At 62.0% G+C, this 20,121-nt stretch carries 19 protein-coding genes; 9 read left to right on the top strand and 10 right to left on the bottom strand.

Going from position 1 to position 20,121, the window contains the following annotated elements:
• Nucleotides 1-103: 103 nt before the first annotated feature.
• From ACI3GR_RS16585 to ectA, 4 genes are all read right to left on the bottom strand, one after another.
• Nucleotides 104-1,528, bottom strand: a complete 1,425-nt coding sequence (locus tag ACI3GR_RS16585) for an aspartate kinase (protein WP_407496171.1) — start codon at nucleotides 1,526-1,528, stop codon at nucleotides 104-106.
• A 9-nt stretch (nucleotides 1,529-1,537) separates the two neighbouring features.
• Nucleotides 1,538-1,936, bottom strand: a complete 399-nt coding sequence (locus ACI3GR_RS16580) for an ectoine synthase (protein WP_407496169.1) — start codon at nucleotides 1,934-1,936, stop codon at nucleotides 1,538-1,540.
• A 5-nt stretch (nucleotides 1,937-1,941) separates the two neighbouring features.
• Nucleotides 1,942-3,222, bottom strand: coding sequence for a diaminobutyrate--2-oxoglutarate transaminase (gene ectB, locus ACI3GR_RS16575; protein ID WP_407496168.1), 1,281 nt, complete (start codon nucleotides 3,220-3,222; stop codon nucleotides 1,942-1,944).
• A 96-nt stretch (nucleotides 3,223-3,318) separates the two neighbouring features.
• Nucleotides 3,319-3,855: a diaminobutyrate acetyltransferase gene (gene ectA / locus ACI3GR_RS16570; RefSeq protein ID WP_407496166.1), complete on the bottom strand. Its 537-nt coding sequence runs from the start codon at nucleotides 3,853-3,855 to the stop codon at nucleotides 3,319-3,321.
• Nucleotides 3,856-4,093: 238 nt separating this feature from the next.
• Between ectA and ACI3GR_RS16565 the strand changes: the two genes are divergently transcribed.
• The 4 genes from ACI3GR_RS16565 (at nucleotide 4,094) to ACI3GR_RS16550 (ending at nucleotide 9,346) form a co-directional block, all read left to right on the top strand.
• Complete coding sequence (locus ACI3GR_RS16565) at nucleotides 4,094-4,594, top strand: MarR family winged helix-turn-helix transcriptional regulator (RefSeq protein WP_407496165.1); 501 nt, start codon at nucleotides 4,094-4,096, stop codon at nucleotides 4,592-4,594.
• Between the two features lie 318 nt (nucleotides 4,595-4,912).
• The gene (locus tag ACI3GR_RS16560) at nucleotides 4,913-7,117 is read left to right on the top strand and encodes an NADP-dependent isocitrate dehydrogenase (protein WP_407496164.1); all 2,205 of its coding nucleotides are present in this window, start codon (nucleotides 4,913-4,915) and stop codon (nucleotides 7,115-7,117) included.
• A gap of 256 nt (nucleotides 7,118-7,373) precedes the next feature.
• Nucleotides 7,374-7,862, top strand: coding sequence for an ureidoglycolate lyase (locus tag ACI3GR_RS16555; protein ID WP_407496162.1), 489 nt, complete (start codon nucleotides 7,374-7,376; stop codon nucleotides 7,860-7,862).
• Between the two features lie 77 nt (nucleotides 7,863-7,939).
• Nucleotides 7,940-9,346 carry a uracil-xanthine permease family protein gene (locus ACI3GR_RS16550; RefSeq protein ID WP_407496161.1) on the top strand — a complete coding sequence of 469 codons (1,407 nt, stop codon included), beginning with the start codon at nucleotides 7,940-7,942 and terminating at the stop codon, nucleotides 9,344-9,346.
• A 178-nt stretch (nucleotides 9,347-9,524) separates the two neighbouring features.
• On the opposite strand, the gene ACI3GR_RS16545 is transcribed toward ACI3GR_RS16550, so the two are convergent.
• On the bottom strand, nucleotides 9,525-10,376 hold the full coding sequence (locus ACI3GR_RS16545) for a bifunctional allantoicase/(S)-ureidoglycine aminohydrolase (protein ID WP_407496160.1): 852 nt from the start codon (nucleotides 10,374-10,376) through the stop codon (nucleotides 9,525-9,527).
• A gap of 222 nt (nucleotides 10,377-10,598) precedes the next feature.
• Here ACI3GR_RS16545 and dusA point away from each other — a divergent pair, with 222 nt between their 5' ends.
• Entirely contained in the window at nucleotides 10,599-11,588 is a 990-nt protein-coding gene (gene dusA / locus ACI3GR_RS16540; protein WP_407496158.1) for a tRNA dihydrouridine(20/20a) synthase DusA, read from the top strand.
• A gap of 222 nt (nucleotides 11,589-11,810) precedes the next feature.
• On the opposite strand, the gene ACI3GR_RS16535 is transcribed toward dusA, so the two are convergent.
• Nucleotides 11,811-12,995 (bottom strand): multidrug effflux MFS transporter, encoded by a 1,185-nt coding sequence (locus ACI3GR_RS16535; protein WP_407496157.1) that lies wholly within the window; start codon nucleotides 12,993-12,995, stop codon nucleotides 11,811-11,813.
• A gap of 171 nt (nucleotides 12,996-13,166) precedes the next feature.
• On the opposite strand from ACI3GR_RS16535, the gene ACI3GR_RS16530 reads away from it, so the two are divergent.
• Both ACI3GR_RS16530 and ACI3GR_RS16525 read left to right on the top strand, forming a co-directional pair.
• Nucleotides 13,167-13,988, top strand: coding sequence for a sulfite exporter TauE/SafE family protein (locus ACI3GR_RS16530; protein WP_407496155.1), 822 nt, complete (start codon nucleotides 13,167-13,169; stop codon nucleotides 13,986-13,988).
• A gap of 189 nt (nucleotides 13,989-14,177) precedes the next feature.
• The gene (locus tag ACI3GR_RS16525; RefSeq protein WP_407496154.1) at nucleotides 14,178-15,089 is read left to right on the top strand and encodes a hypothetical protein; all 912 of its coding nucleotides are present in this window, start codon (nucleotides 14,178-14,180) and stop codon (nucleotides 15,087-15,089) included.
• Between the two features lie 11 nt (nucleotides 15,090-15,100).
• Here the strand turns inward: ACI3GR_RS16525 and ACI3GR_RS16520 are convergent, their stop codons facing one another.
• The 3 genes from ACI3GR_RS16520 to ccmI are packed head-to-tail and all read right to left on the bottom strand — an operon-like array spanning nucleotide 15,101 to nucleotide 17,192.
• Nucleotides 15,101-15,349, bottom strand: a complete 249-nt coding sequence (locus ACI3GR_RS16520) for a DUF1289 domain-containing protein (protein WP_407496152.1) — start codon at nucleotides 15,347-15,349, stop codon at nucleotides 15,101-15,103.
• A complete protein-coding gene (gene ruvX / locus ACI3GR_RS16515) occupies nucleotides 15,346-15,831 on the bottom strand; it encodes a Holliday junction resolvase RuvX (protein WP_407496150.1) in 486 nt (161 codons plus the stop codon). The genes ACI3GR_RS16520 and ruvX overlap by 4 nt, the downstream gene beginning before the upstream one ends.
• Nucleotides 15,828-17,192, bottom strand: a complete 1,365-nt coding sequence (gene ccmI / locus ACI3GR_RS16510; RefSeq protein WP_407496149.1) for a c-type cytochrome biogenesis protein CcmI — start codon at nucleotides 17,190-17,192, stop codon at nucleotides 15,828-15,830. Before ccmI ends, ruvX begins: the two co-directional genes overlap by 4 nt.
• A 496-nt stretch (nucleotides 17,193-17,688) precedes the next feature.
• On the opposite strand from ccmI, the gene ACI3GR_RS16505 reads away from it, so the two are divergent.
• Nucleotides 17,689-18,936 (top strand): sarcosine oxidase subunit beta family protein, encoded by a 1,248-nt coding sequence (locus tag ACI3GR_RS16505; RefSeq protein ID WP_407496147.1) that lies wholly within the window; start codon nucleotides 17,689-17,691, stop codon nucleotides 18,934-18,936.
• Nucleotides 18,937-18,971: 35 nt separating this feature from the next.
• Here ACI3GR_RS16505 and ACI3GR_RS16500 read toward each other — a convergent pair whose 3' ends face one another.
• Nucleotides 18,972-19,379 (bottom strand): hypothetical protein, encoded by a 408-nt coding sequence (locus ACI3GR_RS16500; RefSeq protein ID WP_407496146.1) that lies wholly within the window; start codon nucleotides 19,377-19,379, stop codon nucleotides 18,972-18,974.
• Nucleotides 19,380-19,660: 281 nt separating this feature from the next.
• On the opposite strand from ACI3GR_RS16500, the gene ACI3GR_RS16495 reads away from it, so the two are divergent.
• Nucleotides 19,661-19,927: a hypothetical protein gene (locus ACI3GR_RS16495; protein WP_407496144.1), complete on the top strand. Its 267-nt coding sequence runs from the start codon at nucleotides 19,661-19,663 to the stop codon at nucleotides 19,925-19,927.
• Nucleotides 19,928-20,121 lie beyond the last annotated feature (194 nt).

Here is a 20,121-nt window from a genome sequence, read left to right as displayed (position 1 = left end):
AAGATGGCGAGGCGCAATATGGGGACGACCCGGCACCTTCGGGCCAGCAAAGGAACCGGGTCGCCCGGACGAGGTGAAGAGCCTCGCCATTCTTGTCCTTAGATCAGGCGACGGACTTTAACGCCGCCTGATTGGATTTGATGAATTCGCCGTGCAGCGCCTTGATGCAGCCCTGCAGCGCGTCACGCTCCATCACGAACTGAACGTCGACGTTACGCGGACCTTGGGTCGCGCCGATGGCTTCGAAACCGGCGTCGGCAATCGCGGTCAGACCACGTTGCAGAACACGCAGACCGGACAGGTCGCGGCCAATGACAGAGGCCAGAGCGAGCGTCTTGGAGCGGATTTCGGCGCTCGGGTACATCTCGGCGATGTCCTTTTCAACGCGGCGCATTGTCTTGAGCGAGCTGTCGACGTAGTGCGTGATCGTATTGGCGTTCGACAGTTTCGACACGATGCGTACATCATGGCGTTTCAGCACATCGAGGATCGCGGCGTCATAGCCTTTCACACCGACCATGTCCTGTTCGAACACTTCCAGCGCGATGATGTCGAGGCCGGTGACGATTTCCACGTCGGCTTCGTCCGCCGGTTGGTCATCGATCAGCGTACCCGGATCCTCGGGTTCGAACGCATTGGTCACGCGCAGGGGCACTTCGGCCTGACGCAGGGTTTTGGCTGCCTTGGGGTGGATGGCTTCCATGCCCATGTTCGACAGCTGATCCGCCACGTCATAGTTCGTGCGACCCAGTTTGCGCACCGCATCCTGACCGACCAAGTTCGGATCGGCAGAGGAGAGGTGGAATTCCTTATGAATGATCGCTTCGCTTGCGCCGGTCAAAGCGGCGAGCTTGGAAAACGTCACCTCGGAATAGCCGCGGTCAAATTCACGCATCAAGCCTTCGGCGCATTGGGCGTAGCCCGTGACGATTGGCATTTCCGTCGTCACATCAACACGCTTCATGGCGTTCTGGATGCGGTCATCAAGACAGATGTCGCCTTCGTCGCGCCAACCGGACAGGTCGACAAGACGGGCATTCACACCAGCGCGGTTCAGCAGCATGACCGTGACATAGGCCGAGTGGCTTTCGCCCAGACCCGACAGAAGTTCACGCACCTGCAACAGGTGTTCCGTCAGGCGGAAGTGGCCGTAGTTGCACAGACGCTGCAGATCGGTCAGCGCGTTGCGCGCGTCTTCGATCCGGGTGCGCACCCATTCGGTGGCCTGATCGATGTCCGCATCACGGTCCAGCACCTTGGTGTGCGCCGCGATCATTTCATCTGCCGTGCGGTCCAGCGCTTCGTGCCAGCCGCGGTCGTTGTCGGCGTTGGCGAACAGGGCATAGACGCCTTTGTCACCGGATTTCTTGTGTTCCAGCAACAGGTTGGTGATGCCACCGAAGGCCGATACCACGAAGATGCGGCCATATAGGTCGGCGTCTTTGCGATCACCGATAAACAGCGTATCGCGCAGTTCATGGACGCGGGACATGGACGTCCCGCCAATTTTTTCGACAGTATGGGTCATAGCGATCCTTTAGGCGTTTTCCTCGGCCGGCGCGTAAGAGCCATCGGCCTGGTGCACTTCGGTGCCCGTGACGGGCGGGTTGAAGCAGCAAGCCATCACAAGCTCTTCGTCGGCGACGAGCGTGTGTTTGTCGTGCTTGTCCAGCGCGTACATGACGCCGGGCGTAATCTCGTGCGTCTCGCCGGTGGCAAGGTCGGTGATCCGACCCTTGCCCTGCATGCAGTAGACGCTCTCGAAGTGGTTCTTGTAGTGGAACGTGTGTTCCGACCCAGCCTCGAGAAAGGTGATGTGGAAGGAAAAGCCCATGTTGTCGTCGGCCAGCAGCATCCGCACGGATGTCCAGTTGGCGTCATTCACGACGCGGTCTTTTTCTTCTTTGACGATCTTGTTGAAGTCACGAACGATCATTGGGGTTACTCCGCAGCAATTTTGGTTGTGTCGAGGATCTCGGCAGCAGCATCGCACAGGATTTCAAAACCCTTGCGGAATTCTGCGTCCGAGGTGGTGAGGGAAGCGAGGACTTTGACGACCTCGTCATCCGCACCGGACGTCTCGATGATCAGGCCTTTTTCAAAGGCACGGGCACAGATGTCACCGGCCAGATCACCCGATCCGACGTCGACACCCTGCATCAGGCCGCGGCCCTTCAACTTAGCGCCGGGCACCATATCGGCCAGCTGTTGCAGACCGGTGGTGATCAGCGTCGATTTGTGCGCCAGAGTTTCTTCAAAGCCTTTGTCGGCCCAGAATTTTTCGATGGCCACGCGGCCCGTCACGAAGGCGTGGTTGTTGCCCCGGAAGGTACCGTTGTGTTCAGCTGGGCCCCAGACATCATGTTCGGGTTTGATCAGCAGTGCGGCAAACGGCAGACCATAGCCCGACAGCGATTTCGCCTGCGTAATCATGTCAGGCTTGATGCCCGCACGTTCGAACGAGAAGTACGTGCCGGTACGGCCAATGCCGGACTGAATGTCATCGACGATCAGCATGGCGCCGTGTTCTTTGGCCAGCTTGGCAATCCCCTGCATCCATTCGTCGGAGGCAGCGTTCAGGCCGCCTTCACCCTGCACGGGTTCAAAGACAAAGGCTGCGGGGGCATCAACGCCCGAGGACGAGTTTTCCAGCATTTGACGAATGAACGGCAGCGTGTCGACGCCTTCGCCCATTGCACCATCGAATGGCAGATGGGTCACGTCACCAAGGTGCGCGCCACCAGCGCCACCGCGCTTGCCGGCGTTACCCGTCAGGGCAAGCGAGCCGAGCGTCATACCGTGGAAGCCGTTGGTAAAAGCAATCACATTGCGACGGCCAGTAACCTTACGCGCCAGTTTGATCGCGGCCTCAACCGCGTTGGTGCCGGTCGGGCCGGTCATCATGATCTTGTAGTCCATGCCGCGCGGCTTGAGGATGTGATCCTCGAACGCTTGCAGGAACTCGGTCTTGGCGTTGGTGTGCATGTCCAGACCATGGGTCACGCCATCGGCGCTGATGTAATCCACCAGTGCGGATTTCATGTCGGCGTCGTTGTGGCCATAGTTCAGGGACGAACAGCCAGCGAGGAAGTCGATGTATTCCTTGCCTTTATCGTCGGTCATCACCGAACCCTGCGCCTTCACGAAGGTGGTCGGGAAGGAACGGCAGTAGGAACGGGCTTCGCTTTCGCGGCGGTCATAGATTTCAGTCGAATAGGTCATATCAGATCCTTTCGGGACAATAGGGATGGGTGGCACGGGGCGGCGACCCGTGCCAGCAATGTCAGCTGTGATGTTTGGAGAGATGATCCGGCGGGATCAGGCGGCTTTGGCCAGCTCTTCATCGTCGGAGGGAATGGTGATCGTCACCAAATGCTCCGTATCGTGCGCACCGTCGAAGTGTTCGTCGGTGTGGAAGTGCTCTTCATCCGACAACTCACCGCCAATGGACTTGGCAAAGCTGCGGAACAGACCCCAAGAGGCGTCGTTGTCTTCGGTGATCGTCGTTTTCAACGCCTCAGCGTCGGCACATTCGTCACGTTCGATCAGGTGGGTCAGCATTTTGCGGCCCAGACCCATTCCGCGGGCCTTGGGGCTCACGGCAACCTGCCAGACAAAGAACGCGTCTTCGCCCGGGATCATGTGACCCGAAATCCAACCAACGATATCACCACCCAATTCAGCCACGACACAGGTGTCGCGGAAGTGGTCCGCTTGGATCAGGTTACAATACATGGAATTTTCGTCGAGCGGCTTACAGTCCCGCACCAGTTCCCAGATGGCAGAACCATCGGTACTTTCTGGTTTACGCAGAACAAGCGTCTCAGTGTCGGAAGATGTCATATCCTTCGGCATATTTCTGGCCCTTCATTTGCTTCGAGTGACTAACTAATGCACCGGGGTAAAAGTTTCAACCGTCGAAGCAAAATATTGGGTCTTTTGGTGGTTTCTGACGGTTATTGGTACCGTATGTCGTTATTTTATTGGTGTTTTCGGGGTGAAAACTGCTTCACTTTCTCAAATGAAAGATCTGCGCATACTTTGAAGGGCTTTCTATATTGTCCCAAGTATCGCCCAGTGCGATATTACAGGGATGAGTGAAACCGATCCCGTCCGTGTCGATGAAAGCCTGATCGCCCTGCGCCGTATTCTGCGGGCGACCGATCAATATGAACGTGACCTGGCCAGTGCCGCGGGTCTGACGCCAGCGCAGTTGCGGGTGATGCAGATCATCGCGGGGCGTCCGGGCCAGATGGACACGCCCAAGGCGCTTGCGGGCCGGATGGGCGTGACACAGGCCACCGTGACGTCCGTCGTGGACAAGCTGGTGGCGCGTGGCATGGTTGAACGCCGCCCGTCCGAGTTGGATCGCCGCCAGACCAATGTGGTGCTGACCGAACGCGGGGAGGCGGCGTTGCTAAGCGCGCCGGATGCCCTGCAGCAGCGTTACGTGCGCGAATTCGTCAAGCTGGCGGATTGGGAACAGGCGCAGCTGGTTGCCTCACTGGAGCGTGTGGCTGCCATGATGGACGCGCATTTGATCGACGCGTCGCCCGTGCTGACCAGTGGCGAGATTTTGGACAAGCAGAAATAGGGCGATCGGTCGAACCAAGCGGTGAGAGACGCGCCCGACCCTGGGTGGGCGCTTTGCTCCGCTTGTGGTCTGCGTTTTATCTCAAAAGCATCTATCTAGTCCCGAACAACGACCGACATCGCCATGCGCCCTCCCGGGGGGAGGGTCGGGCGCGTCTCGGGCTAGTCGCCCGAGACTGCCTACATGCAATCGTTGCCTTCAAATCCGTCAATTGCATACCATAGTATGCAGAAAATTGCCGCACCCCCCGTTGTGCCTGTAGACGTGCCTTCGCCCATGGGATAAGCCACACCCAAATTTAACCGGAGGCTCACCCAGATGGCTGACAGCAACACCCCCGACATCGTCTATACCAAAGTTGATGAGGCGCCCGAGCTGGCGTCGGCGTCCTTCCTGCCCATGATCCAGAAGTTCGCGTCCGCGGCTGGCGTGTCGGTCGGCACCAAGGATATCTCTCTGGCGGGGCGCATCATCGCGACCTTCCCCGATTATCTGACCGAAGATCAGCGCATCAACGACGATCTGGCCCTGCTGGGCGAACTGGTGAAAACCCCCGACGCCAACGTCATCAAGCTGCCGAACATCTCCGCTTCGGTCCCGCAGCTGGTTGCCGCGGTGAAGGAATTGCAGGATCAGGGCTACGCGCTGCCCGATTACCCCTATGAGCCCGAGACGGACGAAGAAAAGGCCGTGCGCGCCAAGTACGACACCATCAAGGGTTCGGCCGTGAACCCGGTGCTGCGCGAAGGCAACTCTGACCGTCGCGCCGCTGTTGCGGTAAAGAAATTCGCCCAGAACAACCCGCACCGCATGGGCGAGTGGACCAAGGACAGCAAAACCCGCGTCGCGTCCATGGAGAGCGGCGACTTCTTCTCGAACGAAGTGTCGGCGACCCTGGACAAGGCCGCGACCGCCAAGATCGTGCTGGAAACCGCTAACGGCGAGACGGTCCTGAAAGAGGGCGTGTCCTACCCCGCAGGCACCGTGGTCGATGCGACCTACATGTCGGCGGCGGCGCTGGATGCGTTCCTCGCCGAAGAGATCGAAAAGACCAAAGAAGAGGGCGTTCTGTTCTCGCTGCACATGAAGGCTACGATGATGAAGGTCTCGGACCCGATCATCTTTGGCCACGCAGTGAAACAGTGGCTGAAGCCGGTCTTCGATCAGTACGGCGACAAGATGGCCGAGCTGGGCGTCGATCCCAACGGCGGCATGGGCGCGCTGCTGGAGAAGGTCAAGGACGAGCCGGAAATCATGAAGGCCATCGAAGAGGTCCGTGACACCCGTCCGCCGATGTACATGGTGAATTCCGACAAGGGCATCACCAACCTGCACGTGCCGTCCGACGTCATCATCGACGCGTCGATGCCCGCGCTGATCCGTGACGGCGGCAAAGGCTGGGGCCCGGATAACAAGCAGCACGATGCTGTCTGCGTGATCCCCGACAATTCCTACGCGCCTGTCTATGACGAGACGATCAAGTTCTTCAAAGAGAACGGCAAACTGAACCCCGCCACCGCTGGCACCGTTCAGAACATCGGCCTGATGGCGCAGAAGGCCGAAGAATACGGGTCGCACCCCACCACGTTCGAGATCGCAGAGGCGGGCACCGTCAAAATGATCCTCGACGATGGCACCGTGCTGCACGAGCACAAGGTTGAGAAGGGCGACATCTGGCGCTCGGCCTCGGCCCGCAAGGCACCGATCGAAGACTGGGTGAACCTCGCTATCGACCGTCAGAAGGCCGAGGGCTGCGAAGCGATCTTCTGGCTGGACGAAGACCGCGCCCACGACGCGGAGCTGATCGCCTATGTGAAGCCGATCTTGGAGGCCAAAGGCGTGGCTGGTAAATTCCAGATCATGTCCCCGGCCAAGGCGACGGTTCAGACGCTCAAGACGATCACGTCGGGCAAGAACTCTATCGCGATCACCGGCAACGTGCTGCGCGATTACCTGACCGACCTGTTCCCGATCCTCGAACTGGCGACCTCCGCCAAGATGCTGTCGATCGTCAAACTGATGAACGGCGGCGGTCTGTTCGAAACCGGTGCAGGCGGGTCGGCCCCCAAGCACGTGCAGCAGCTGCAGGAAGAAAGCCACCTGCGTTGGGACAGCTTGGGTGAGTTCTGTGCGCTTGGCGAAAGCCTGAAGTTCCTTGCCGATGCCAAGGGCAACGAAAAGGCGCGTATTCTGGGTGAGGGCGTCGATCAGGCGACCCAAGGGATCCTCGACAACGACCGTTCGCCGTCGCGTAAAGTGGGTGAGCCCGACAACCGCGACAGCCACTACTGGTTCGCCCGCTACTGGGCCGAGGCGCTGGCGCGTCAGGACAAGGACGCCGAACTGGCGGACTTCTTCGCCCCCATCGCCGAGGCGCTGGTGGATGGTGAAGCCGACATTCTGGCGGAAATCATGGCAACCCAAGGCAAGCCTGCCGATCTGGGGGGGTACTACCACGCAGATGACGAAAAGGTCGCCGCTGTGATGCGCCCGTCCAAAACGCTGAATGCCATCATCGGCTAAGGCGCGGGTCTAAGGGTCGTCCAACGGGTTGACCTGCAGTACCTATCCTTAAGAATAGACCCTCGTCCGACACCCTGTCGGGCGGGGGTTTTTCGTTTGAGGACAGGACGATAGGCGCTTCAAATTTGCTCAGTCCGACGTTGGGGGCGAAAAACATGAATACAGGATTGCAAAAAATCTGGGCAAAGGGGCCAATTTGCTTAGTCTCAATATCGCAAAGCATTTGGGGGTGCGATTTGCGGGGATTGTTCGGGGAATGAGCGGCGATATCTTTATTCAGCCGCTGACAGCGGAAGCCTTTGCTCCGTTTGGCGATGTGCTGGACGTGACGGGCACGCCGGACAAGTTCATCAATCAGGGCATGTGCGCGCGTCATCACGACCGGGCGCGTGTGGATTTCGCCGATGGCCGCGCCGGGATCAGCCTGTTCGACGCCGTGCCGCGCAGCCTGCCGTACTTGCTGGAAATGGTCGAACGCCATCCCGAAGGCTCTCAGGCCTTTCTACCGATGACCCAGCACCCGTTCCTTGTGATCGTGGCCCCGGACGAAGGTGGCCAGCCGGGCCGCCCGCTGGCGTTCCTGACAGCGCCGGGGCAGGGCATCAATTTCCATCGCGGCACATGGCACGGGGTGCTGACCCCGCTGAATGACCCCGGTCTTTTCGCAGTTGTCGACCGCATCGGGGAGGGCACCAATCTGCAAGAGCATTGGTTCGACGCCCCCTACAACGTGCTGGACGCCTGATCGCATAACCAGAGCCGCCGGAAAAGGCGGCCTATCCAGACTGGCGCACAGCCGGCAACACAGAGAAGGGACTATGAATGGCCGATACATCCTTGGGAACGCCAGACCAGCTGCGCGATCCGAATTACACCCCACCCATCGTCAAGGCCGTGCCTTTGGGCATCCAGCATGTCATGGCGATGTTTGTGTCAAACGTGACGCCCGCGATCATCGTCTGTGGCGCGGCGGGCTTTGGGTTCGGGTCGAATTCGCCTGATTTTCCGCAGATGATCTATATGATCCAGATGTCGATGTTCTTTGCGGGCATCGCGACGCTGATCCAGACCATCGGGATTGGTCCGGTGGGCGCTAGGCTGCCGATCGTTCAGGGCACCTCTTTTGCGTTTATCCCGATCATGATCCCGCTGGTGGCGGGCAAGGGCGTCGATGCCATGGCCGCGTTGATGGGCGGTGTGCTGGTCGGCGGTCTGTTCCATGCCTGCCTTGGGTTCTTTATCGGCAAGATCCGGTTTGCCCTGCCGCCGCTGGTGACAGGTCTGGTGGTGACGATGATCGGTCTGGCGCTGGTCAAGGTCGGTATCCAATACGCGGCGGGCGGTGTGCCTGCCATCGGCACGCCTGAATATGGGTCCGGCATCAACTGGCTGATGGCGGGTACGGTAATCGTCGTGACGCTGGGGCTGAAGTTCTTTGCGCGCGGGATGCTGTCGGTTTCGGCCGTGCTGATCGGTTTGCTGGTGGGCTACGTGCTGGCCTTTGCCTTGGGGCAGGTGAACCTAGGCAACGTGGGCCGCGCGGCGTCTTTTGCGCTGCCGAACCCGCTGCATTTCGGGCTGGAATTCTCGGTCGCGGCGATCATCGGGTTCTGTCTGATGGGGTTCGTGTCAGCCGTTGAAACCGTGGGCGACGTGTCCGGCATCACCAAGGGGGGCGCGGGCCGTGAAGCGACGGACAAGGAAATCCAAGGCGCGACCTTTGCCGACGGGATCGGCACGGCTGTGTCGGGTCTGTTCGGCGCGCTGCCCAACACGTCCTTTAGCCAGAACGTCGGTCTGATCGCCATGACGGGGGTGATGAGCCGCCACGTCGTCACCATCGGGGCGATCTTCCTGATCCTCTGCGGTCTGGTGCCCAAGATCGGCGCCATCATTTCGTCCGTGCCGATCGAGGTGCTGGGCGGCGGCGTGATCGTCATGTTCGGCATGGTCGTGGCGGCCGGTATCTCGATGCTGTCGGACGTGCACTGGAACCGCCGCAACATGGTGATCTTTGCGATTGCCCTGTCGCTGGGTCTGGGTCTGCAGCTTGAGCCGGGGGCACTTCAGTACCTGCCCGGTACGCTAAAGGTTCTGGCAACGTCGGGCATCCTGCCAGCGGCGGTTATCGCCATCGTTCTGAACCTTGTCCTGCCGGAAGAGCTGTCGGACGAAGCGACCGAAGAAGTGTCGGGCGGCATGAAGGGTAATTCGACCGGGTCTTTGTGATCTGAACAAGGGTTGAGATGTTGAAACGGCGGGTCGATTGGCCCGCCGTTTTTGTTTTGGATTGAGGTCTTTGAATAGACGCAGCACTGATCATTTGTCCCGCCCGGCGGATACGCCGGGCAGCGCCCGACCCGCCCCCATGGGCGGGCGCTGCCCTTAGTTTAGACCTAAACCTGCTTTACTCCGCCCCGCGCCGCAAATGCGTGGTCAGCAGACCCAGCCGCGGATGACGGTTCACGTCCTTGTACAGCAGATACCGGAACCGCGAGGTCCCACCCGCGTAACAGGCCTGCGGGCAGAAGGCGCGCAGCCACAGGAAATCGCCGGCCTCGACCTCGACCCAGTCGTTGTTCAGACGATAGACGGCCTTGCCCTCCAGCACGGTCAGACCGTGCTCCATCACATGGGTTTCCATAAAGGGGATGACGGCCCCCGGCTCCATGTTGACGATGTTGACGTGCATGTCGTGACGCATGTCCGATGGGTCGACAAAGCGGGTGGTGGTCCACTTGCCCTCGGTCCCCGGCATCGCGTTGGGTTCGACATCATTTTCGTTGGTAAAGATCGCATCCGGCGCGTCCAGCCCGGGCACGGCCTCGTACCGTTTGCGGATCCAGTTGAACCGAAGGATGTCGTCGCCGTGGTTCTTCAGCGTCCAGCCGCTGTCGGGCGGCAGATAGGCGTAACCGCCGGGGGTCAGCACGTGATCCTGACCATCCAGAGTAATCGTCGCTTCGCCTTCGGTGACGAACAGCACGGCCTGCGCCTGCGGATCGGGTTCCGGCGCGTCCGACCCGCCACCGGGGGAGACTTCCATCGAATACTGCGCGAAGGTTTCGGCAAAGCCCGTCATCGGACGCGCCAGCACCCACAGGCGGGTTTTGTCCCAGCCGGGCAGATAGCTGGCGACGATGTCCCACATCACGCCGCGCGGCAGAACGGCGTAGGAATTGGTGAAGGTCGCCCGCCCGCTTAACAACTGGTCTTGGCCGGGGTGGCCTCCGTGGGGGGCGTAGTATTTGTCGGACATGACGGCTCCTGCTTGGTGGTGGGCCCGGGGCGTTCCACCCGGTCATGGCAGGCCAAGGGGCCTGGGATGCGGGGCTGGTCGGGTCGGGTTTCGTGCCGCTTTTATAGGCATTGCCAAGCCCGCACAAGTTGCGGTGAGCGGGGCGCGCGGGCAGGGGCTAAGCCTTGCGCGACGCGGTCAAATATGGTTCGACGCGCACGGAATACCTAAGCGATGGATCAGATGAGCGGACCCGCAGCCCTCGCCGCGCGACTTAGCGTGGCCCCGATGATGGATTGGACCGACAGGCACTGCCGGGTCCTGCATCGTCTGCTATCGCGCCGCACGCTGCTTTATACAGAAATGGTGACCGCCCCCGCGCTGGTCCGCGGCGGGGCGCTGCATTTGCTTGACTTCTCGCCGCGCGAACAGCCCGTGGCGCTGCAATTGGGCGGCTCCGACCCGGAGGAGTTGGCGCAGGCGGCGCGCTTGGGGGAACAGGCGGGCTATGTTGAGATCAACCTGAACTGCGGCTGCCCGTCGGACCGGGTGCAATCGGGCACGTTTGGCGCGGTGCTGATGCGCGATCCGGGGCTGGTGGCAGAATGTGTCGCGGCGATGGGCGCGGCGGTCAGCGTCGATGTGACGGTGAAATGCCGGATCGGCGTGGACGATCAAAACCCGGAAGAGGTGCTGCCCGAGTTTCTGTCGCGCGTTGGCGCGGCCGGGGTCGAAAGGTTCACGATCCACGCGCGCAAAGCGTGGTTGCAGGGCCTTAGCCCAAAGGAAAACCGCGATATTCCGCCCTTGGACTACGATCTGGTGCAGCGGATGCGGGGTATGTTCGGTGGGCTGCATCTGTCGGTGAACGGCGGCATCACCTCATTGGATCAGGCCGAGGCATTTCTGGACGCGGGTCTCGATGGCGTGATGGTGGGACGTGCGGCCTATCACGATCCCGTTTCGATCCTGTCACAGGCGGACCGGCGGATTTTCGGCGATGGCGAAGACAGCGATCCCTTTGATGTCGTGCGGCAGATGCTGCCCTATATCGATGCGCATCTGGTGGCGGGCGGCAAGCTGGGGCAGGTGACGCGGCATATGCTGGGGCTGTTCGCCGGACGGCCCGGCGCGCGTCAGTGGCGGCGAATTTTGTCGGAAGGTGCGCATAAGCCGGGGGCCGGGACCGCGCTGGTTGAAGAGGCTTTGGGCGCGGTGATGGCCGCGGCCTGAGCTGAGGTCTGATTAAAGCGCTACAAACGCAGGACAGCGGGCAGCGCCTGACCGTGGGCTGGCGCGCAGCCATCCGGGGTCTTTGATTTATCTTGCCGTGGTAGCGGCGCCATCAATCGTCGCGCCGATGGTGAATAAACGCCTGCCCGGGGGGGCAGGCGCAACGTTCAGGCCGGGTCGTAGGGTGGGTTTGTAACCCACCAAATACCACGCATGGGCCCTTTACGCTTCTACCGCGCCCGCGTCCTTGCGCAGCACCGCCCAACACAAGCCAGCCGCAAGCACCCCGCACAGGGCAATCGCCAGCAGCATCGGTGTCGCGGTGCCGTCAAAGAACGGCCCCACCAGCGTGATCATCAGCCCGCCCGTCAGCATCTGCAACGTCCCCCCAAGAGAGGACGCCAGCCCGGCGATATCGCCGTGATCTTCCAGCGCCAGCACCATGGTCGTCGGAATGACGACGCCCAGAAATGCGTTGGCGATCAGCAGGCCAGCCACGATGACCGGAAAGCTCGCCCCGCCAGCCAGTGCGACGATGGCCAGCGCCACCGTCATGACGGCAAACCCGGTCACGCCCACGCGGACCACACGGCCAATGCCGAACCGGTTGCCAAGGGGGGCTGCGATCTGGGACGCGCCGAAGAACCCCACGGCATTCACCGCAAAGGCGATCGAGAACCCGGTGGGCGTCAGCCCGAATTGTCCGGTGTAGACAAAGCTGGCCGAGGCGATGAAGACGAAAAAGCTGGCCATGCCAAAGCCGCCGACAAAGGTCAGCGCCATGAAGGGCACGTCGGTCAGCAGGCGTTTGGACCCGCTTAGCATGGTGCGCAGGCGTGGGCGCTGGCGGGCTTCGGGGGCAAGCGTTTCCCCCAGCCCGAAGGTCAGCAACAGCATCGACCCAAAGGCGGTGATCAGCAGCACGGCAAAGATCGCCCGCCAGCCTGCCACCGCGATGACGCCCGATCCGGCCAGCGGCGCCAGCATCGGAGAGACCGAGATCACCATCATGATCATCGCCATCAGCTTGGTCGCCTCGGTCCCCCTGTACCGGTCACGGATGATCGCACGGGGCACGACCATCAGGGCTGCACCGCCCAACCCCTGGACGAACCGCCAGGCTGCCAGCCCGGTGATCGACCCGGCAAAGACCGCGCCCAAGGATCCGACAGCAAACACCGCCAGCCCCAGCAATAGCGGGGGTTTGCGCCCCACCGCGTCTGCCATCGGGCCATAGACCAGTTGGGCAACCCCGAAGGCCAGGAAATAGGTGGTCAGGGTCAGCTGCACCGCTGCCTCGGTCGCGCCAAGATCGGCGGCGATGGTGGGCAGGGCAGGCAAGTACATGTCGATGGCAAAGGGGCCGACGGCCGACAAAAGACCAAGGATCAGGGCAAGGCGGAACATCGGCGACTCCTTTATACAGGCCGCACTGGTAGCGCTGACAGGTAAACCCGGTCAACTGACACAGGTGCAAAAGCGAAGGCGCGATATATGCGGCGGCGCAGCAAAGGCGGTGTTCATCTTGTCGGCGCGCGCGAAACCTGCGACCAAGTGAAAAACCAAAAGGATGGGCACATGGACATAAGCTTGGTTCTGGCGATGCTGGCGCTTCTGGCCGTCATCGGGGCATTCGCGGGGGTTCTGGCGGGCCTTCTGGGCGTCGGCGGCGGTATCGTTCTGGTGCCCGCGTTTTTCTATGCTTTCCAGACGCTTGGCTTTGATGGCGACAAGCTGATGCAGCTGTGTCTGGCGACGTCGCTGGCGACGATCATCGTGACATCGCTGCGGTCTTTGCAATCGCACCACCGCAAGGGCGCGGTGGACTGGGACATCCTGAAGACATGGGGCATTGGCATCGCGCTTGGGGCCGTGGTGGGTGTTGTTGCGGCATCCAGCCTGCGGTCGGTCGCGCTTCAGGCCTTGTTTGGCGTGCTGGCGATGGTGATCGGCCTTTATCTGGCGTTTGGCAAGGCGGAATGGCGCATCGCGCCGGACATGCCCAAGGGGCCGGTGCGCTGGATCCTGTCTCCTCTGGTCGGCTTCATGTCGGTCCTGATGGGCATCGGCGGGGGCAGCTTTGGTGTGCCGCTGATGACCTTGTACGGTCGTCCGATCCACCGGGCGGTGGCCACGGCGGCGGGGTTCGGGGTGATTATTGCCGTGCCCTCGGTCCTTGGGTTCCTGTTCGTCACCCTGCCGGATGAGACGCGCCCGCCCTTTACCATCGGCGCGGTGAACCTGCCGGCATTTGCCGTGGTGATCGCCATGACCCTGCTGACCGCGCCCTATGGGGCCAAGCTGGCCCATGCGACCAACCCCAAGCCGCTGAAACGAATCTTTGGCATTTTTCTGCTGCTGGTCGCGGCCAATATGCTGCGCAAGGCTTGGTTAGGCTGACCTTACTTGTTTCCATTTGTGAAACAGACTGGCGATCCATGGGGTCTTCGTTGCGCAAAACGTGACGAAAATCAGGCGGGTTGTGCCGAAACTGTGCCGAAAATTCCGTGATAGCGCCCCGCCTGCGCCATGCGTGGGCCAGATTCCCCTTCGATATTCAGGACAAGCACAGACCGAAAGGGTCCTGAAATGATCGAACTTCTTGTCCTGATTGCCATCGCAACGATTGGCGTGATCTACACCTCGTCCACGGGCGAAGCGGAAAGCACCGCCATGGCCGAGAAAACCGCCAAAGAGGCGCTGAATGAGGCCGAAGGGTCCACCGGCATCGGTATCCTTGGCATCGACGTGGTGGCGCGGAAGATGCGCGATCTGGTCGGCAAATCGGATGGCGCGGCGGTGACGGCGGACACGCTGGCCGAATTCCGCGGCGTGTCGGCGGATGATGCGGATGACATCGACGCGGAAGACGATGATCAAGAGGGTGAACCCCGCTCAGCTCTGGAAGAGATGTGGGACGAGGATGAAGAGGGCGACGACTGGTCCGATGCGGCTGCGGCCGAAGAGGACTGGGACGAGGACGAAGAAGGTGACGACTGGTCCGACCCTGCGAAGATTGCCAAAGCGCGTGAAGACTTGGCCCGCGAAGAGCTGGCGCGCGAAGAAGCCGCGCGTGAGAAGCTGCTGCGCGAGAAAATGGCACAGGAAGACGAGGCGCGTCTGGATGAGGATTGGTCCTCTGCCGTCGATGACGGTGATGATGAAGACGACCTGATGGAGGCCCCGCAGCCCGCGCAACCCGCGGCAGAGCGGGTGGCCGCCAAAGCCCCCGAGGCGCCCAAGGTGCCGCCGGTTCTGGACACCGCCGACGCGCCGATTGTCGAAGATTTTGACCCGGAATACGACGAACTTCAGATCGGCTACTGCCCCGGTGAGGCAGGCAATGGTCGCATCGGCATCGCCGAAGACCCTCTGCGGCCCGGCTCTGCGGCTGTCACCCTTGGCGGGCGCTGCGTGGCAGTTGTTCTGAACGGATACGGCAAAGTGCGCGCGCATCACATCGATCTGATCTGTCAGGAAGAAGACGATATGGCCGCGTAACGCGCCTAAGCTTAGCTTTCCCCCGATGACCGGCGGCCCAGCCTTGCGCTGCGGCCGCCGCGTCTTTGTGCGATCAGGGGGGCACGGGCGGGCAGGTCGGCCATGACCGCGCGACGTGCGTCCGCCGACAGGCGTGACCACGCAGTGATTTCGTCGATCGACCGCAGGCACCCCGTGCACAGGCGCGATTCAGGGTGAATGACGCAGATCTTGATGCAGGGGCTTTCGATTTCGTCGCGTTTCCAGACGTCGTCGGTCATGTCTCAGCTTTCAGGTATCTTAGGCGGTCCAGCGCGCCTTGCAGGATGTACCCTGCGGCGACGTGGTCGATCACCTCGGCGCGGCGGCGGCGGGATGTGTCGGCCTCCAGCAGCGCGCGTTCGGCGGCGACGGTGGACAGGCGTTCATCCCAGAAGGTGATGGGAATATTGGCGAAATCCGGACGGTTCGACAGGTTGCGGGCAAAGGCGCGGGTCGATTGGCAGCGCGGCCCTTCGGTACCGTCCATGTTGCGCGGCAGGCCCAGCACCAGCCCGGCAATGTCGCGGCCCGTCAGCATCTTGGTCAGCGCATCCGCATCCAGCCCGAACTTTTTGCGCCGCACCGTGTCCAGCGGCGTGGCGACCGACAAGAACGTGTCGGAGACAGCGACGCCGATGGTCTTGTCGCCGAAATCCAGCCCCGCGATGGCACGCAGGGGGGGCAGTTGGGCGGCAAACTCGCTCAGGTCTTCGTGGATCATTGGTCCTGACCGGGTGCGGGGTCTGCGGTGATGTCCTGCTCTGGTCCCGTCTGTTCTGGTCCCGGCTGGGTGGGGGCGGGCTGAGCAGCGGCGGGGGCGTCAGTCGCTGGTGCGGCGTCTGGCAGGCCTGCTTCGGCCGCGGCGATCTGGTCCAGCGCTTCGGGCACGGCGGCGAAGACCTGACGGGCTTCGGCTGCGATGGCGCGGGCTCGTGCCACGTCGCCCAGTACGCCATAAGCGCCGATCAGACGCGCCCATTCCGCCGGGCTGCCCCCTTGGGTCGCCAGACGGTCGGACAGGCGGGACACCATGCCCCGGATCATTTCGTTCCGGTCCTCGGTGGACATTTCGCCCGCGTTTGCAATGTCTTCCGCGCTGGGACCGGCCAGAGATTCACTTGGGCGGGGTTGTTCGTAATCGACCCCGGCCAGCATCGCGGCCTCGTCGATCTGGGCGCGGATCGGCGGGATCCACGGTGCATCCTCTGGCCCCTGACGCAGGAGCTGATCCCACAGGCGAAAGGCCACATCGGGGCGATCGTTCTGGCGCATCATCAGGCCGAGGTAATAGCGCGCTGCGCCGTTCTGGTCATCGCGGGTCAGGGCCGCGCGCAGGGCGTTTTCCGCCGCCGGAGAGACATAGCCGCCCGCCGCTAGGATCAGCAGATCGGCATAGGTCAGGTAGTCTTCGGCCGTGGCCTCGGCGCCCTTGATGCTAAGCACCTGTTCCTGCGCGGCATAGGCGGCCTTGAAGTTGCCAAGCGCGGCTTCGTTCCGGGCCAGAAGCATCTGACCTTGCAGATCGGTGGGGCGTTCCAGCACGGCCACCCGCAGCTTTTCGATCAGCGCCTCAAAATCCGGAGGGGGCGCATCCTGCGGGGGCATCGGCAGGGTTGCCGCCTGTGCTTCGGCTTCGGCCTGATCGGGGCGGGTTTCGCGCCGTTCCTTGGCCATTTCCAGACGATCCTTCAGCGCCAGATCACCATAACCGGGCGCGCCGATGCGGGCATAAAGCGCCAGCGGCACCGCCACCAGCATGGCGACCAGCGCCACCACCAGAGCAGGGCGCAGGCGGGTGGGTTCCTGCGCGGCCTTTGCGGCTTTGACGCGGGCATCGGCGGCAATCAGGCGGCGGGCAATTTCGGTGCGCAGCCGCTCGGCCTCGTCTTCGGGGATGGTGCCGCGGGCGCGGTCTGCTTCGACCTCGTCCAATTGCTTGCGATAGATGCCAAGATCCTGTTCGGCATCCTGCGCCGTGCTGGCACTTGCGCGGGCACGCACCACGGCCATGGCGATCAGGGCCGCGACGGCCAGAGACATCAGGGCAGGGGCGATCCAGGACAGAACGGGCCAAGTCATCATAGAGCAATCTCCTCGGACCCCATCTAACGACGCGGGGGACGGTGAAAAAGGACAAAATATTGTGAGTGGGGGTGGGGAATGGTCGCGGGGGTGCAGCGCGGTTGCGACCAACCGAAGGCCTTTGAATATTGCGGTGTGGGCATCGCCGACCCAAGGGGGGCACGATAGCGACGCCTTAGCGCGCGGGTCGGCGTTGGACGGCATACCCGCCGGGCGGTCCATATAATATGGGGCGGTGTGTAAGGGGGCGAGGTAAAGCGCAGCGAAGGGCAGGCGCAAGGTCAACAATCTAGACGGCAAAATGTCTTTCATGGATAGCGCGCCTGCCGCCCAGCCAAAGGCCCCCGACTGGCACAATCTGTCGCATCCCAAAATCACCGCCCAAAGGCCAGTTGTCGTGATCAGACCGAAAAACGACGCATTGCGGCGGGGTTCCATCGCCGCCCTTGATATGGCTCAGTAAACCAATGCCCCAAAACCCTAAGGGAGTCGCCCGATGAAACGCTATTCCGCCTTTGCGCTGGCCCGAGAAGCCTTTCGCGACCATTCCGGCTGGAAACGTGCATGGGAAAAGGCCCAGCCCAAAGCCCAGTACGACGCGATCATTATCGGCGCGGGCGGTCACGGGCTGGCCACCGCCTATTACCTTGGCAAGAACCACGGCATCACCAATGTCGCCGTTCTGGAAAAGGGCTGGCTGGGCGGCGGCAACACGGGCCGGAACACCACGATCATCCGTTCGAACTATCTGCAGGACCCGTCCGCGGCGATCTATGAAAAGGCCCGGTCGCTGTATGAAACGATGAGCCAGGACCTGAACTATAACGTCATGTTTAGCCCGCGCGGCGTGATGATGCTGGCGCAGACCGAACACGAGGTGCGCGGCTATAAGCGCACGGCGCAGGCGAATGCGCTGCAGGGGGTCACGACCCGCTACATCACCCCGGAAGAGGTGCAGAAACTGGTGCCGATCATCCGCATCGACGGCCCGCGCTATCCGGTGCTGGGCGCGCTGTGGCAGGAACGGGCCGGGACGGCGCGTCACGACGCCGTGGCATGGGGCTATGCGCGCGCCTGTTCGGCGATGGGCATGGACATCATCCAGCAATGCGAAGTTACGGGAATTAAGTCCGAAAACGGCAAGGTTGTCGGCGTCGAAACTTCCAAAGGCGAAATTAAATGTTCGAAATTGGGAATCGTGGTCGCAGGCCATTCCGGCGTCATGGCGGAAAAAGCAGGCTTTAAGCTGCCGATCGAATCCGTCGCGCTTCAGGCGCTGGTGTCCGAACCTATCAAACCCTGCATGGACGTGGTCGTTATGGCCAACACCGTGCACGGCTACATGTCGCAATCCGACAAGGGCGAAATGGTGATCGGCGGCGGCGCGGACGGCTACAACAACTATACGCAGCGCGGGTCTTTCCATCACATCGAAGAAACCGTGCGCGCGTTGGTCGAAACCTTCCCGATGATTTCACGGCTAAAGATGCTGCGTCAGTGGGGCGGGATCGTGGACATGACCGGCGACCGGTCGCCCATCATCTCGAAAACCCCGGTCGAGAATATCTTTATCAACTGTGGCTGGGGCACCGGCGGGTTCAAGGCGATCCCCGGATCAGGCTGGGCCATGGCAGAGATGATGGCCAAGGGCGAACCGGGACCACTGGCGGCCGAATTTGGCATGGACCGCTTCCGTGCGGGCCGGTTCGTGGACGAAAGCGTGGCCGCCGGGGTGGCACACTAAGGGCGATGCAGCAGCCGCGCCCTCATACCTCTGCGCTATTGCGCTGCCAGACGACGAGCCATGGCCTGCGCGTGCAGGATTTGGCGTGCCTCGTCGATTTCGGCCATCGCGGCACCGGCGGCGTTGACCGGCGCGTCGTAGGCCTGCGCCAGCGCGTCGACCAAGGCGTGCGGGTCTTCGCCCGAGGGCACGTAGGCGGACGCGAAGGACACCATGCCGTCGCGGATCGCGCGGGCAAATCCCAGATCGTAGGGAACCTGATCCAGCATGGAACGGTCGGCGTAGCCGAAGTACAGCGGGCGGCGGTCATCGCCCCCGCGTCGGCCCAGCAGGGCGAACAGCCCGGGCCGGTCCGGCAGGCAGGAAATGTCGGGATGGACGACAAAGACAACCTGCTGGGCGCTGCTCTCGATGTCGGTCTTGAGGATCAGTCTGGACGTCATGCTCTGGCCCCGTTTGTTCACGTTTCAGGAGATCTTGTTTCTGACAAACTATCACAAGATGTGGTGGTTCCCGCCCAAGAAGCGCAATTGCTGCGGTGCAGTAATGTCGGTTTGCCGAATATCCGTGCAAAACTATGGCGTTGTGCGCGGGCTTTGGCCCTGAGTGTTCCGAAACGTGGTTTCGAAACGGTAAAGGTCGCTGCGTCAAAAGGTGCGGCGCGGAACTTTGCCCCCTGTTTGTCCGTTTCTTCGGCATTGCATTCGCAACCGGAGCACAGGCTATGGCCGACCAAACGACATCCCGCGACCACACGGGCAACCCGCACAGCGCCAAAGCGCTCGCCTTTGTGGTCGGCGCGCTCATCCTCGCGGTCGGGCTGCTTGCCTATGTCGTCTTTGGCTCTGGCATCCGTATCGCAGGCGAAACCGTTGATCCGGCAATCGATTTGTCGGACACCACGCCAAGCGTGTCGGCAGCCTTGGACGAACCGGCGGATGACGCCGCAGTCGCTGACGGCGCCGCAGCCGTGGGGTCAACCAACAACTAATCCCGCAGACCGGGCGCGTCTGGCGTCTGGCATCGCTGGCCACGCCGCAGTAGGCGCGCAGCCTGCGCCCATTTCCGTCATTGCAACCGCACCCTTCGGTGCAAAGACGTCCCCGACAAAATCGCAAGACGCCGGGCGGAACTTCTGCGCCCGCGCTTACGTTTCTCTCACACTGCCTAGGGAAACGGACGCAT

The sequence above is a fragment of the Pseudooceanicola aestuariicola genome (genome assembly GCF_045763785.1).
Taxonomy (GTDB): domain Bacteria; phylum Pseudomonadota; class Alphaproteobacteria; order Rhodobacterales; family Rhodobacteraceae; genus Pseudooceanicola.
Note: the sequence above shows the minus strand (reverse complement) of the source record. Positions and strands in the feature narration are given on the sequence as shown.

Coding starts and splice junctions, on each gene's coding strand:
- ACI3GR_RS16560 (WP_407496164.1), top strand. CDS start 4,913: ATGGCTGACAGCAACACCCCCGACATCGTCTATACCAAAGTTGATGAG.
- ACI3GR_RS16565 (WP_407496165.1), top strand. CDS start 4,094: ATGAGTGAAACCGATCCCGTCCGTGTCGATGAAAGCCTGATCGCCCTG.
- ruvX (WP_407496150.1), bottom strand. CDS start 15,831: ATGATCCACGAAGACCTGAGCGAGTTTGCCGCCCAACTGCCCCCCCTG.
- ectA (WP_407496166.1), bottom strand. CDS start 3,855: ATGCCGAAGGATATGACATCTTCCGACACTGAGACGCTTGTTCTGCGT.
- ACI3GR_RS16580 (WP_407496169.1), bottom strand. CDS start 1,936: ATGATCGTTCGTGACTTCAACAAGATCGTCAAAGAAGAAAAAGACCGC.
- ACI3GR_RS16530 (WP_407496155.1), top strand. CDS start 13,167: ATGGACATAAGCTTGGTTCTGGCGATGCTGGCGCTTCTGGCCGTCATC.
- ccmI (WP_407496149.1), bottom strand. CDS start 17,192: ATGATGACTTGGCCCGTTCTGTCCTGGATCGCCCCTGCCCTGATGTCT.
- ACI3GR_RS16545 (WP_407496160.1), bottom strand. CDS start 10,376: ATGTCCGACAAATACTACGCCCCCCACGGAGGCCACCCCGGCCAAGAC.
- ACI3GR_RS16520 (WP_407496152.1), bottom strand. CDS start 15,349: ATGACCGACGACGTCTGGAAACGCGACGAAATCGAAAGCCCCTGCATC.
- ACI3GR_RS16555 (WP_407496162.1), top strand. CDS start 7,374: ATGAGCGGCGATATCTTTATTCAGCCGCTGACAGCGGAAGCCTTTGCT.
- ACI3GR_RS16495 (WP_407496144.1), top strand. CDS start 19,661: ATGGCCGACCAAACGACATCCCGCGACCACACGGGCAACCCGCACAGC.
- ectB (WP_407496168.1), bottom strand. CDS start 3,222: ATGACCTATTCGACTGAAATCTATGACCGCCGCGAAAGCGAAGCCCGT.
- ACI3GR_RS16500 (WP_407496146.1), bottom strand. CDS start 19,379: ATGACGTCCAGACTGATCCTCAAGACCGACATCGAGAGCAGCGCCCAG.
- ACI3GR_RS16550 (WP_407496161.1), top strand. CDS start 7,940: ATGGCCGATACATCCTTGGGAACGCCAGACCAGCTGCGCGATCCGAAT.
- ACI3GR_RS16535 (WP_407496157.1), bottom strand. CDS start 12,995: ATGTTCCGCCTTGCCCTGATCCTTGGTCTTTTGTCGGCCGTCGGCCCC.
- dusA (WP_407496158.1), top strand. CDS start 10,599: ATGAGCGGACCCGCAGCCCTCGCCGCGCGACTTAGCGTGGCCCCGATG.
- ACI3GR_RS16585 (WP_407496171.1), bottom strand. CDS start 1,528: ATGACCCATACTGTCGAAAAAATTGGCGGGACGTCCATGTCCCGCGTC.
- ACI3GR_RS16525 (WP_407496154.1), top strand. CDS start 14,178: ATGATCGAACTTCTTGTCCTGATTGCCATCGCAACGATTGGCGTGATC.
- ACI3GR_RS16505 (WP_407496147.1), top strand. CDS start 17,689: ATGAAACGCTATTCCGCCTTTGCGCTGGCCCGAGAAGCCTTTCGCGAC.